The following is a 14,350-nucleotide window of genomic DNA, read 5'->3' as shown; positions in this document are numbered from 1 at the left end:
AAATTTAATTTATTAAACGGTAAATGACGAAATATGCAGCTTCATAAGATATATATCGCCTCTGTGATGACCGTGTCGTTCCTTGCCTGCAGTAAGCTGAAGGAACAGCCGTATTCATCCATATTCACTTCCAATTTCTATAAGACCGCGTCTGACGCCGAAGCGGCGCTGACAGCGGCTTATTCTCCAATAGCCGACCTGTTCAACACGGCGGCTCCTTCCGCGTCGGATTGGAGTGCGGACCAGACATATCCGCGGCCTGTGGTGGGCCGCAATACGCTGACGCTGTTCAACTACGATCCCAACTATACGACGCAGAAAAGTTTTAGCCGCCTGTTCGAGTCGCCGCAGCAGATCTGGACCAGCTGTTATGCAGGGATCGAAAAAGCCAATTGGGTGATTGAGAAGGTGCCTTCCACCAGCATGGACACCGCCCGTCGTGCGGTGATCATTGCGGAAGCTTATTATCTCCGGGCGTTCTATCATTTTATGCTGACGAAAAATTTCGGGGATGTCGTGGTGAAGACCAGCGCCAGTAGCAGCCAGGACAAGGCTATTGTAGGCAAAAGCCCCCGGGCGGATGTATATAAGCAAATATTTGCGGACCTGGACCTGGCCGTGCCTGCGCTGCCCAACTATTCGACTGGCATCCAGAAAGGGCGACCTTCAAAGGAGGTGGCATTGACACTCTATGCGAAGGCCGCTTTGTATGCTGAGAACTGGGCGCTGGCGCTGGATAAGGCGAAGCAGGTGCTTATTAACAATAAGTATTCGCTGATGACGGATGTGCGGGATGTATACAGTGTCCCGAAAGAGGATGTGGCCAGGCAGGAGAATATGTGGGCTTATGAGTGTGAAAGCGCTACGCCCGGACAGAGCAGCCAGCTGATGAGCCTCTTCGGACCGAGGAACAGCGACGGGCCCGCCTACGGGAATTCCAGCTTTGGCTCTATATTCGCTTACCAGTCATTTTTCGATAGCTTCAATCCCTTGGACAAGCGGCGGCAGCTGCTGGATACCAACTATATCAATAAATCGGGGCAGACGGTGGCACAGAAAGACATTACGCCTATTACGCAAAAGGGTGTATTGGTGAAGAAGTACATGGACCCCAATTCCATCGGCGGCGCCGGGGCGATCAATATCCCTATTTTCAGGCTGCCTGACGTCTACCTCATTGCCGCAGAAGCGGAGGCGCGAGCGAATGGGGCGACGACAGCTGCTTATGGGTATATCAAAGTGGTGAGGGACCGTGCGGGATTGCCGGACCTTACGGCGGGATTGTCCCAGGGAGACTTTGTGGACAGTGTTATCCGGGAACGCAGCTGGGAATTTTTTGCGGAAGGGGACCGGTGGTACGACCTCACACGGACCAATACATTCCTCACGGTGATCCCTGCGGCGGTGAATGATGTTTACCCGACGCGTACGCCGATGGCCAAGCACCGGTATTTTCCCATACCGCAGGATGAAATAAATGCAAACACATCGCTGGAGCAAAATCCGGATTGGAAATAGGGGTTTGAAACAGGGGATTGAAATAGGGGTTTGATATAAATGCTGTATTGTATGAGATATTTTTTGATCGTTTTGATGTTGATGTATGCTGCCGGTGCGTCGGCGCAGGCGGATGATACGGTGGCCATCCCTGCTGTGACGTTGCTGAAGAACATCCGCTATGGTTCCGTGGATCCGAAGCAGAACTTCGATCTTTATGTGCCCAACGATGTGAAGGGGCCGCTGCCCGTGATGATCTGGATCCATGGGGGCGGTTGGCGGCTGGGCGGCAAGAAGAATATGGAGATACCGTACCTCGCGAAGCATGGCTATGCGATCGCCAGCATTGCTTACCGGTTCAGCCAGGATTCCGTTTTCCCGGCGCCCGTGCAGGACTGCAATGCTGCGATCCATTATTTATACCAACATGCCCGGGAACTGGGGGTGGATACCTCCCGGTTTGTGCTGGGGGGCGCGTCCGCGGGCGGGCATCTGGCATCACTGATCGGCATGAGCGCCAATAATCGCAGGCAGGACCTTTATCCCTATCCGTTGAAGGGGCGGGAGCCTCGCTTCAAGGGGGTGATCAATTTTTATGGTCCCGGTGATCTCTATGCATTCCATGGGGACAATGCGGGGTACCAGGTGGATTCTGCCGGGTCTTCGGTCAGCAAGCTGCTGGGCGCTTCGTGCCTGCTGCGGCCGGACCTGGCGAGATGGGCGAGCCCTGCCACGTATGTGGACAAGGGAGATCCGCCAGTGCTGATCCTGCATGGGGACAAGGATCCTATCATTCATTATTACCTTGGCGTGTTGTTCTACCATGTGCTGCTGACGTCGGGCGTGCGGGCGGAGATGATCACGTTGCCTGGCGCAGGGCATGGAGGCCCTGTTTTCTCCGATGCGGAGCGGCAGGAGCAGGTATTGACTTTTTTGAGAAGTGTTGCGCCTTCGGCGAGCAATAAATAAAGTATATGAAAAAGATCCGGATATTATTAAGTGTGTTGGTAGTTTGTTTATGTGAAGTTGGTTTTGGGCAGGGAAGAAGTATTTTACCACTGAATGGGAACTGGACGTTTGCGCTGGACCCTGTGCAGGTGGGGGAGAATGAAGGTTGGTACAGGCCGTCGGTAGTCTCCGATAGGTTCGATGAGGTGACGGTGCCGCATTGCTTTTCCGTGGACAAACGGTATGAGTTCTATACGGGCAAGGCGTGGTATTTAAAAAAGTTCTCTTCCCGTGGTGCAGGAGAGGCGCACATGCGCAGCTGGCTGCATTTCGATGCGGTGTTTTACAGGGCCAGGGTGTGGCTGAATGGCGAGCGGGTGGGGGATCACGAGGGGGGGTATACGCCATTTGAAGTGGAGATGACGGGCAAGCTGAAGCAGGAGAACGTGTTGGCGGTGGAGGTGGACAATTCCTGGGATACGACCACTATACCCGGCGCCAAGACGTCTGTGGCTTATCAGGCGTCCAATGTGGGGCAACAGTATCCCTGGATCAATTACGGGGGGATCACGCGGCCTGTGACGCTCGTTACGCGGCCTGAGGTTTTCATCAGGAGTGTCAAGGTGAGCACGGATCCGGATCTGAAAAAGAGTACGGCGAAGATACGGGTGAGAGCGGTGGTGAGTGGGGTTTCGAGGGTATTGGTTGGAGGAAGGATATATAGGGAGGGGAAAGTTTTGCGGGATTTGAAGGCTGTGCCTGTTGCTTCGGATGGGACGGTGAATTTTGAGACGGTGTTGCCGGCGAAGGATGTGGCGTTGTGGGACCAGGATCATCCGAACCTTTATAAGGCGGAGGTATTCCTGGGGGATGATACGTTGGCTACTGCATTTGGGATACGGAAGCTGGAGGCGCGGGGCAACCAGCTATTGTTGAACGGCGAGCCTATCAAAATGGGCGGTGCGAACAGGCCGTTGGACCATCCTGACTATGGCTCCATGGATCCGGCGGAAGTGTTGGATAAAGACCTCGGATTGATGAAGGGAGGGTGTATGGAAATGTCGCGGATCAATCATTATCCTGTGCCCGAGTACCTGCTGGATTGGGCGGACAGGAACGGCTTACTAATCATCGAAGAGGCCGGCAACTGGCAGATGACGCCTAAGCAGATGTCGGACACGATGATGCGCCGCAAGTGGCAATCGCAGATGAGGGAAATGGTGGAGCGGGATTGGAACCATCCCAGCATCTTCGCGTGGTCGATGGGCAATGAATTTCAATCACAGACGGCGGAGGGAAAAAGCTGGGTGAAGGATATGGGTGCATTTACGCGCGGCATCGACTCTACGCGGCTGATCACATTCGCCAGTATGATGGTGTGGCGGGAGACGGTGAAGACCGCGCAGGATGAGGCATCTGCGTTCGTGGATTTCATCAGTGCGAATATTTATGGCAATTATCTTAAGAACATACAGCATATTCATGAGGTCTATCCTGACAAGGCCGTCTTCCTGAGTGAATTCGGTATCCGGGCCGACCAGGTGAAGGATGAGGGCCAGCGGGTGGCGCATCTGCAAAATGCCATGGCGGCTTTCCGGCAGTGTGATTATGTCATCGGGGCCTGTGTATGGACGTTCCAGGACTACAGGAGTCGTTTTCCGGGATCGAATGTCAATGGTTACCGGCCGTGGGGGCTTGTCGGGCCGCAGCGTGAGGTGCGGGGGATGTATACGGCCTGGCAGGAGGAGTTTGCGCCGGCGGTTGTGGAGAAGGTGGTGGTGGGGGGTGGACCGTCAGGGTCGGGTGGATCGGGGGTTCAGGCAGGTGGATCCACAGGCAAGCTGACGATCCGGGTAACGGCACGAAAGGATTTTCCTTCCTATACATTGCGGGGTTATACGTTGAAATATAATGGCCAGTCCTTGCCGTTGCGAACGCTGCGGCCGGGTGAAAGCCAGGAGCTGGTGGTCGATGCCGGCGGTGAGACAAAGGTTTCGTTGGTAAAGCCTGGCGGCTTTGTCATTCTTACAAAATCATTTTAAATAGCCAGCATTATGATCAGATCATCCGGTGTACCCGAGCGCTCGTTCCCGCATGTCATCCTTGAAGCCGACCTGGTAGTAGTAGGCGGGGGGCTCTCCGGCGTCTGTTGTGCGCTGACAGCGGCACGGAAGGGCGTCCATGTCATCCTGGTCCAGGACCGGCCGGTGCTGGGCGGCAATGCTTCGAGCGAGGTGCGGCTGTGGATCCTGGGCGCCACTTCCCATATGGGCAACAATAACCGCTGGGCCCGGGAGGGCGGCGTCGTCGACGAGATATTGGTGGAGAATACGTATCGAAATCCGGAAGGCAATCCCGTGGTCTTCGACATGGTGTTGCTGGACAAGGTGATGGCGGAACCGAATGTCACGCTGTTGCTGAATACGGCGGTCAACGAAGTGGTCAAGACCGATGAGGGGACGATCGGGACTGTCAAAGCGTATTGCAGCCAGAACCAGACGGCCTATGAGCTAAGGGCGCCGCTGTTCACGGATGCGTCCGGTGATGGAGTGGTGGGATTTCTTGCAGGCGCTGCTTTTCGCATGGGGGCGGAGTCGACGGAGGAGTTCGGGGAGCTGTTTGCGCCTGCGGCGGACTATGGGGAGCTGCTTGGACATTCGCTTTATTTTTATACGAAGGATACGGGCAGGCCTGTCCGTTATGTGCCACCGGCTTTTGCGCTGGACGATATCACGAAGATCCCCCGATTCCGCAGCTTCAATACGGAAGACTATGGGTGCCGCCTCTGGTGGATCGAGTATGGCGGTCGGTTGGATACCGTGCATGACACCGAGACGATCAAATGGGAATTATGGAAGGTGGTATATGGGGTATGGAACTATATCAAGAACTCGGGAAAATTCCCTGAAGCGGAGACCCTTACGCTGGAATGGGTGGGGATGATCCCGGGTAAGCGGGAGAGCCGTCGATTTGAGGGTGACTATATCCTCCGGCAGCAGGACATCGTGGCGCAGCGGCCATTTGAAGATGCCGTCGCCTATGGCGGCTGGTCCATCGACCTGCATCCATCGGATGGGGTCTTCAGCGAAAAGCCGGGTTGTAACCAATGGCACAGTAAGGGGATATATGCTATCCCATACCGGTGTCTTTATAGCCGGAATATCGGCAATCTATTTTTCTCGGGGAGGTTGATCAGCGCATCTCATGTGGCTTTTGGCTCTTCGAGGGTAATGGGCACGGGAGCCTATTTGGGACAGGCTTCCGGCATGGCTGCAGTCCTATGTCACCGGCATGGGGTTTTACCCCGGCAGTTGGGTCAGGGAGCTTTTTTGGCTGAATTACAAAAGGAATTGATGCGATCCGGCCAATATATTCCCGGGATGGTGCTGCGTGATAAGGAGGATCTGACAGGTTCTGCTGCGGTTACTGTTTCTTCGAAGCTGGTGCTGGAGGAGTTGAAGCCGTTTGAATGGCGGGTGTTGGAGCTATCCACTGCGCAGATGCTGCCGTTGGGGGCGGGGGGGTGTCCCTCGTTTCTTTTGTATGTTGAGGCGCTGGAAGATACAGTGCTTGAGGTGGAGCTGAAGGTCAGCGGCAAGGCGGGGAATTTTACACCGGATGTCAGTTTGGCTAAGCGAAGTTTTCGGTTGAGGCCTGGCCGGCAGGAAGTGGTGCTGGATTTTGGCGTAAGCTTTTCAGAGGAGTGTTATGGCTTTGTTTGTCTATATAAGAATCCGCTGGTGAAGGTGGCATTTAGCGCGCAGCGGATCAGCGGAGTATTGTCCGTTTTCAACCTGGTGAACGAGGCTGTCTCGAATTATGGGCGGCAGACGCCGCCGGAGGGGATTGGCATGGAGGAATTCGAGTTCTGGTGTCCGCAAAGGCGACCGGAAGGATTGAATGTGGCGATGAAGATCAGTCCCGGGCTGGATGCATTTGAAGGAAAGAATATTTGCAATGGTATTGCGAGGCCTACGGTGCGACCTAACGCATGGGTGGCAGACCCGAATGATCCTGCGCCGGCGATCCGGCTGACCTGGGAGGCTCCCCGGCGGATCCGCCGGGTCGTGATCAAATTCGATACGGATGCGGATCATCCCATGGAGTCGGTGCTGATGGCGCATCCGGAGACTGTCATGCCGTTTTGTGTCCGTGATTTCCGATTGCTGGACGGGAAGGGCGAGGTCTTGTATGCTGTGACAGGTAATTACCAGACCATTCGGGTCATTGATTTTGCGGAGCCTGTGATGACACAGTCGCTCATGCTTTTTCTGGAGCATCCTTCCCTGGATACTCCTGCTGCGATATTTGAAATCCTTTGTTATGAGTAAGATCTTGTTGATTGTTTTATTATGTGCCGGGGGGATTGTTTCCGGTCAGACTGGTGTGTTGAAGCTGTCCAATGAGCGGGTGAGGATCTTCTGGAAGCATACCGCTAAGGGGTGGGTGATCACGACTGTACAGGGGAAGGTAAAGGGGGCATGGGTGGATGTCGGCAAGCCATCGGGGGAATATACGCTGGTATATTCGAAAGACAAGCCTTCGGATGTACCGCAGGAGACTTTCCATACCTCCACCGGCGCAGGCTGGCCGGATACTGCCTATAAGTACCAGATCAATATCTGGAAACAGGCAACTTCGCCTGTGGCCATGAATACGGCGGGGGAGGCGGTCAGTTTTTATCCTTCGAAGGCGGAGGCTTTTCGAGGCGGGGTTAGGTTCACGTATGAGGGTTCGCGGGCCACTGTGATCACGGAATGGAGGTTGGATAGTGCTTATGCAACGGATGTGCGGGTGAGCCAGACAGTGGTAATACGAACGCCGGGCTATTTTTCTCTTGCGAGCCCTTCGCTGGCGACCGTGGCTCCCAGCGACCTGGCGTGGGCTACCGTTCCTGGTTATTTTCAAGGGTCCCGGCTGCAGCCGGACTTTGTCTCAGCCTATGCGTATGGACAGGGGATCCCGGAGCGGCCTGTCATTTACCGGGAGCGATGTGCCAGTACGCTATCACCTATTATCAGCACGGCGCAAGGGCTTTCACTGTCGGTGATAGCGGACCCCGGAGTGGGGAGAGACCCCTGGGCGAAGGATCATTATACGCACCAGGACTGGCAGGTGGGCCTCTCGCATATGAACCGGCGCGCGCAACTGACACCTACGCTCTGGAGCCCTGTGTTGGGCGAGCCGGCTTCTGCCGGTGAGGCGGGAACTGTATTTCATTGTAGTTATAGATTTAGTATTAGCGAAGGGGATTGGTATGTATCGCTCCATCACAGCATCAACGATATTTATCGATTCGAAGAAGGGCTGGCGTTGCGTCATAATGAGCATTCACTTACGGACCGGATGTTTCGCATGCTGGGCTACCTTGCCGACACGCGAACGGCTCTATGGCATGTGGAGGAGTACAAGGGTATGCAGATCGGTGCGCAGTCGTACCTGGGCGGCGTCGTCGGATCGCAGCGGGACGCGATGAAGAACGCTGATTATGGGGCCATGTGGATGGTGGGAGCGATCACGGGCCTGGGCTGGTTCCGGGACAGCATCCTGCCTTATGCCCGCAACTTCAAACTGGTGCAGCAACAGACGGACACCGGTTTTTTCAGCGGTGCGGCCATCGGGCAATATTACCTGGCTAAGCGGAAGAAGTTTGTGGAAGAGTGGGGAGAGTTCGTGGAGCCTGTCAGCCTGACCTACTACACCCTGCTCGACCTGGGGAATGTGCTGCTATTCACGCCGGAGGATACGCTGCTGCGGGAGCGTCTCCGGCTGGGGGCGGAACTAATGCTGCGATGGCAAAAACCTGACGGGAGCTGGGACGTGGCCTATGACCGGCATAGTCACCAACCCTTATTCACCGACCTGCAGGACCTGCGGCCGACTTTTTACGGGCTGCTGGTGGCTTATAGGATATTACAGGATCGCCGATTTTTGGATGCGGCAGAAAAAGGCGCCCGCTGGTATATTGCGCAAGGCGTCGACCAGGGACATTTTATAGGGGTATGCGGCGATGCCCGTTATGCTCCCGATTTTGCTACTGCGCAGACTGCCCAGTGCCTGCTGGATCTTTACGATCTTACCGGCGTCGAGGCATACAAGCAGGCTGCTATCCGTGCGGCACGGATCTATACAGCCTCTATCTATACGCATCCCATCCCGTCGCGGGACGGGCGATCCGTCAAAGGAGTGCCCAGGGAAAGCTGGGAGATCGCGCAGGCGGGGCTTAGCTTCGAACATGGAGGGATCATCGGCTCCGCCAATGGGGCAGGGCCCATCCAGCTTTGCAGTCATGCCGGACTTTTCATCCGGATGTTCCGGCTGACAGGAGATACGCTTTTCGCGGATATGGCGAGGGCGGCTGCCATCGGCCGGGATGCTTTTGTAGACAGCGCTACCGGAGTGGCCTCCTACTATTGGACTGCCATGAACAAGGGCGCGGGACCTTATCCGCATCATGCCTGGTGGCAGATAGGCTGGATAACGGATTACCTGCTGGCGGAAGCGGAGCTACGGTCCGGCGGAACCATTTCTTTTCCCCGGGGATTTGTGACGCCGAAGGTGGGGCCGCATGAGAGCTGTGGCTTTGCGCCGGGTGTTATCTCCGGCGTATCTGTCAACCTCATCGTCCGGCCGGGGCTGGCGGGCCAGGATAATCCTGACGTAGAGATCATCACGGCTTTGGCGACGAATGGCCGGCGGCTGTATGTCATCGCTTTAAATGACAGGAAAAGTCCGGCGGAGACGCAAGTCCGGCTGGACATCAGTAAATTGTCGGCGGATAAGGCATTCAAAGTGGTCAATCACGCGACGACGTGGCCTGTAAAGCTCGCGGCTTACGGCATCCAGGTCCAGGCAATAGACATAGAATAAACTGTACTGTATGGGAAAATTGGATCTGATAGTCATGGTGGTATTTGGGGTGATGATCTTTGCCATCGGGCTGGTCTTCACCCGGGCGGGCAGCAAGAGCGGGCAGGCATTTTTCGAGGCAGGAGGAGAGACGCCCTGGTGGATCAATGGACTTTCTCTTTTTATCAGCTACTTCTCTGCCGGTACATTCGTGGTATGGGGTTCCATTGCCTACAAACAGGGCCTGGTGGCCAATTCCATCCAGCTGACCATGGCCGTGAGCGGTATCCTGACGGCCCTCTTCATTGCGGGCAAATGGAAGAAGACGGGTGCAAAGACGGCTGCGGAGTTCATCGGGAAGCGATTCAATACGGGGACCCAGCAGTTCTATACGTATCTTATTTTATTGTTGAGTCTTTTCAATACGGGCGCGGTGCTCTATCCCGTCGGGAAGATGGTGAGCGCCGCCACACCACTCTCTTTGAATATGTGCATTGTCATCATTGGCGTCATCATCGTGTTGTATACCGCTGCCGGCGGCCTCTGGGCCGTGCTGGTGACGGATGTGGTGCAGTTTGTCGTGCTGCTGGCGGCCGTGCTCATCGTCGTCCCCGCCGCTTTTAAGGAAGTGGGAGGTGTTGCCGGTTTTGTAGGGAATGCGCCTCCCGATTTCTTTCACTTCTTTTCGCAGGATTATACGTTGGGATTCATGCTGGCATTTGTCATCTACCAGACCGTGTATATCGGCGGCAACTGGAGCTATGTGCAGCGGTATACCAGTGTGGCCAGCGAGCGGAACGCTAAAAAGGTGGCTTATTTATTTGGCGCCCTGTATCTCGTCAGCCCTGTCATCTGGATGCTGCCACCTATGATCTTCCGGGTGATCCACCCCGGACTTACGGGGCTGCAGCCGGAAAATGCCTATATGCTGCTGTGCCAGCGCGTGTTGCCTGCCGGGCTCATCGGGTTGGTATTATCGGGGATGGTATCGGCCACGTCCAGCAAGGCCAATACAACCATCAACCTGGCGGCCACCGTGTTTGCGAAAGATGTTTATTTAAAGTTGTTGCGGCCTGCAGCTTCGGAGAAGGAGCAGATCCTGGTGGGGCGACTTTTCACATTGGTCTTTGGCGTGTGTACGATATTAGTCGCCATGGTGATCCCGCAGGCGGGCGGGATCGTGGAGGTGGTGCTGAGTATTGCGTCTATTGCGGGCAGTGCGCTTTTTGCCCCTGTGATATGGAGTTTGTATTCGCGGCGGCAGACGGCTTTCTCGGTGGTGACCGTCACGGTCGTTGCGCTGAGTATAAATATGTTCTTTAAGTTCATTAGTCCGTGGATGTTGGGATTCAAGCTGAGCAGGACCTGGGAGACGGTGTGGGGGGTGGGGATACCGCTGGTGTTGCTGGGATTTTTCGAGGTGGCGTTGAGAGGGGGAGTGAGGTATAGTGGGTTCGAGGCTGATAAGGTTCTGGCGAGTGATAAGAATTTGGAGGCGCATAAAGAGGCGGACCGGCAGAACAAGTTTGGGGTGGCTGTGATCGGATGGGCCATTGGCTTTACGGGCGCGGGCATCCTGCTGCTGGGTGTCCTTTCTTCCGGCGGGGCGATCGTCTGCTGGGTCGGGGGTGGTATTGCTTTATCGGGACTTTATATATTAAGATTGGCGGGGAGGTATGGGCGGGTGAGATAGGGGTTTTGTTGAATCGACGGGAAAGGATTATTTTGTGGGTACACAAAATCTTCCTGATGAGAAAATTGCTTTCTGGCTTTTGCTGCCTGGTGCTCTGCTGCCAGGGGTTCTCACAAATCTCCTACGCACCGGGAGTAAAGAAATTCATCGATTATGATACTTCGTTGGTTGTGTTTACGCACTGTAAGCTGGCGGATGTGGCAGGCATGAAGTTCCAGGATGATCAGACGGTGATCGTACGCAATGGAATGATTGCTGCGGTGGGCGACAGCAAGAAAGTGGCTGTGCCTCCTGGCGCCGCGGTCATCGATCTTACCGGGAAAACGCTTTTGCCGGGATTTGTCTTATTACACGAGCATATGTATTATTCGGCGTATCCGGAGGACTTCAGCTATCTGCATTGTAAGCAATTGCCTATAACTTTTCCCAGGATGTACCTGGCGTGCGGCGCGACGACGATCCGGACGGCGGGATGCCTTGAGCCGTATTCGGACCTTAATCTCAAAAGGGATATCGACCGGGGAAAGATATTGGGACCTGCCATGGATGTGACGGCACCCTACCTGGAAGGAAAGGGAACTGTTTTCCCGCAGATGCATGAATTGAGCGGGCCCGCCGAGTCGAAGGCGTTTGTGGATTTCTGGGTAAGCCAGGGCGCTACGTCATTCAAGGCCTATAACTACCTGGATAAGGCAACCTTGAAAGCTGCGATCGACGAGGCGCACGTGAAGGGATTGAAGGTGACCGGCCATTTATGCTCCGTCACTTACCGGGAAGCGGCTGAATTAGGGATCGACCAGCTGGAGCATGGTTTTTTTGCCGCCACCGATTTTTTTCCCAATAAGAAGGAGAATGCCTGTCCTGCCGGCTCGGCTCCTTTTACGCCGGTGGATAGTAAGGGGGTGAAGGACCTGACGGCCTTGCTGATCTCTAAGAAGGTGATCCTTACTTCCACGCTGGCGGTGCTGGTCAATCTCAGCACATTGGACACAGTGCTGCGGCCGGAGATATTGGAAGCAATGGCGCCGGATACACGGAGCATGTATTTGAATGTATACAATAAACGAAGAAGCCCGGCATTGAATAAGATGTTGTTAGAGGAAATGAAGATGGAGAAGGCATTTGTAGATGCCGGTGGTTTGCTGACCGTGGGTACCGATCCTACGGGGAACGGGAGTGTGCTGGCGGGTTATGGGTCGCAGCAGTCCATTGAGCTGCTGGTACAGGCGGGGTTCACACCCCTGGAGGCGGTGCGTATAGCTACCTTGAATGGCGCCCGGGCGTTGGGATTGGAGAGCAGGATAGGTTCCATCGAAGTGGGGAAGGCTGCGGACCTGGTGGTCATCAATGGGGATGTGTCGCAGCATATCCAAAATATCAGAAACATCGTCTGGGTATTCAAGAAGGGAGTCGGATTCAATTCGCAGAAGATATTTGCGTCTGTAAAGGGGGAGGTGGGGAAGTATTAAATCAAACGAGGTGCATATGAAAAAAGCAGTTGTTGTAGCCTGTGTTGTCTCCAGTTTCTTCCTGGCTGCGGCTTTCCGTTTTATTACGAGGAGAAGCGCTGATGTGAGACAGGTGATCGCGTGGAAACGGCCATCTTCCCTGAGCTGCAGGGTGGCACCTGAAGGTTTAGCCGAGGCGGTGGATATACCTCCTATGACCGGTTGGGGTCCTCACAGATGGAAGATCACTACTAATTCCGACAGCACGCAGTTCTATTTCAACCAGGGGGTCAATATGTATTATGCCTTCCACACGCTGGAAGCCCGGGCTTCTTTTGCGAAGGCGCTGCGATTTGACAGCACTTGCGCGATGGCTTACTACGGGAAAGCGCTGGCGCTTGGTCCGACGATCAATTTCGGTAATGGATTCCGTGCAGAGGCAGCTGCTTTTGAAGCGATACAAGCTGGGGCGAAATATGTTTTGAAGTGTTCGGAACTGGAGAAAGGGCTAATTCGTGCGATGTCGCAGCGATATAGCGCGGATACGGCTGCCGACCTGAAGCTATTGCAGGAGAATTATGCGTCCGCCATGCGATCGCTGGCGGACGCGTATCCGAAAAATGCGGATGTCGTTGTTCTGTACGCCGATGCGTTGATGCTGGAACATCCATGGGACCTGTATGACGCGGCGCTGCAGTCAAGGCCCTGGACACCGGAGATCCGAAGGATCCTCGGAAAAGCGCTGGCCATCGACTCACTGCACCCGGGAGGGCTTCATTTTATGATCCATACGGTGGAAGGTTCTCTTCATCCTGAAGACGGCGTAAGGAGCGCGGAGCTGCTGGCGAACCTGATGCCGGACGTAGCGCATGTGGTACACATGCCTTCGCATATCTATATCCGGAGCGGTCATTACAGGAAGGGGATCGATGTCAATGACCGGGCGGTGACTGGCTACAATAAATATGTGCAATTATACCAGCCGGTGACGGAAGGGGCGGGGCTGTATCTGCTGCATGCGGTGCATATGCAGATCGCCTGTGCCATGATGGCGGGGAATTTCAAAGAAGCCATCGCCAGCAGTGATACGATACGTACGTTGATAACGGCTGCGGACCTGAAGGCGCCCGGCGGCTTTGGGAACTTTGTGCAATACGTGTATCAGTTCCGGCTGTTCACGTTGATCCGTTTTGGGAAGTGGGAGGAAATATTGAAGGAGCCGGCGGCTGATAGTTCGACTGCGTATGTCTATGTGCTCGATCATTTTGCCAGGGGTATGGCTTTTTGCGGTCTGGGGCGGTTGGCTGAAGCGGGACGGGAGCTGGGGTTGCTGGAAAAGGGATTGCAGTCCGCGGCTTTGAAGGCCTCTTATGATCCTTTCAGCAATGCATATGACGCGGGGCTGGTGGCTAAGGGTATTCTGGCAGGTGTGCTGGCGGAGAAGAAGAAAGAAAATACCTCGGCGCGGGAGGCGCTTCAGGGAGCGGTGGCGGCGGAGGATGCGTTGATCTATGATGAGCCGAGGGATTGGGCGATCCCGGCCAGGCAGTATTTAGGGGATCTGTTGTTGAGGATGGGGAGGATTAAGGAGGCGGAGATAGTTTTTCGTCGCGATCTGGAGATCAACCCTATGAATGGATGGTCGTTGACGGGGATGCAACTGGTGTATAAGGCGATGGGGGATAAGGTTGGGTTAAGGAGGGTGAACGGGGAGTTGGGCAAGGCGTGGGAGATCAGGGATCAGGAGGTGGGGAGGGCGGTGTTTTAGGGGGATATGAATTTGATAATGTACCTTGTTTCTGTAGCTCCACTTAGAGCATATGCCCACCTTTTCGGGGAAATTTTATTTTATGGCATTGAGGGACATCCTTCGGCTCTAGGATAGTTAAATTAATGATTTTCAGATAATTTTATG

General features: G+C 54.8%; 8 protein-coding genes. All 8 read left to right on the top strand.

Annotation, left to right across the window (positions count from 1 at the left end; translation table 11 throughout):
• The first annotated feature begins 33 nt into the window (after positions 1 to 33).
• The 8 genes from Q4E93_RS33855 to Q4E93_RS33820 are packed head-to-tail and all read left to right on the top strand — an operon-like array spanning position 34 to position 14,203.
• A complete protein-coding gene (locus tag Q4E93_RS33855; RefSeq protein ID WP_303592482.1) occupies positions 34 to 1,518 on the top strand; it encodes a RagB/SusD family nutrient uptake outer membrane protein in 1,485 nt (494 codons plus the stop codon).
• A 51-nt stretch (positions 1,519 to 1,569) separates the two neighbouring features.
• Positions 1,570 to 2,466 (top strand): alpha/beta hydrolase, encoded by an 897-nt coding sequence (locus Q4E93_RS33850; RefSeq protein WP_303592480.1) that lies wholly within the window; start codon positions 1,570 to 1,572, stop codon positions 2,464 to 2,466.
• A 5-nt stretch (positions 2,467 to 2,471) separates the two neighbouring features.
• Complete coding sequence (locus Q4E93_RS33845; protein ID WP_303592479.1) at positions 2,472 to 4,487, top strand: glycoside hydrolase family 2 protein; 2,016 nt, start codon at positions 2,472 to 2,474, stop codon at positions 4,485 to 4,487.
• 12 nt (positions 4,488 to 4,499) lie between these two features.
• A complete protein-coding gene (locus Q4E93_RS33840) occupies positions 4,500 to 6,776 on the top strand; it encodes an FAD-dependent oxidoreductase (RefSeq protein ID WP_303592478.1) in 2,277 nt (758 codons plus the stop codon).
• On the top strand, positions 6,769 to 9,315 hold the full coding sequence (locus Q4E93_RS33835; RefSeq protein WP_303592477.1) for a glycoside hydrolase family protein: 2,547 nt from the start codon (positions 6,769 to 6,771) through the stop codon (positions 9,313 to 9,315). The genes Q4E93_RS33840 and Q4E93_RS33835 overlap by 8 nt, the downstream gene beginning before the upstream one ends.
• Positions 9,316 to 9,325: 10 nt before the next feature.
• Positions 9,326 to 10,987, top strand: coding sequence for a sodium:solute symporter family protein (locus Q4E93_RS33830; RefSeq protein WP_303592475.1), 1,662 nt, complete (start codon positions 9,326 to 9,328; stop codon positions 10,985 to 10,987).
• A 56-nt stretch (positions 10,988 to 11,043) separates the two neighbouring features.
• The gene (locus Q4E93_RS33825; protein WP_303592474.1) at positions 11,044 to 12,456 is read left to right on the top strand and encodes an amidohydrolase family protein; all 1,413 of its coding nucleotides are present in this window, start codon (positions 11,044 to 11,046) and stop codon (positions 12,454 to 12,456) included.
• 16 nt (positions 12,457 to 12,472) lie between these two features.
• Positions 12,473 to 14,203 carry a tetratricopeptide repeat protein gene (locus Q4E93_RS33820; protein ID WP_303592473.1) on the top strand — a complete coding sequence of 577 codons (1,731 nt, stop codon included), beginning with the start codon at positions 12,473 to 12,475 and terminating at the stop codon, positions 14,201 to 14,203.
• Positions 14,204 to 14,350 lie beyond the last annotated feature (147 nt).

It is taken from the genome of Flavitalea plasmicola (assembly GCF_030546645.1).
GTDB lineage: Bacteria > Bacteroidota > Bacteroidia > Chitinophagales > Chitinophagaceae > Puia.
Note: the sequence above shows the minus strand (reverse complement) of the source record. Positions and strands in the feature narration are given on the sequence as shown.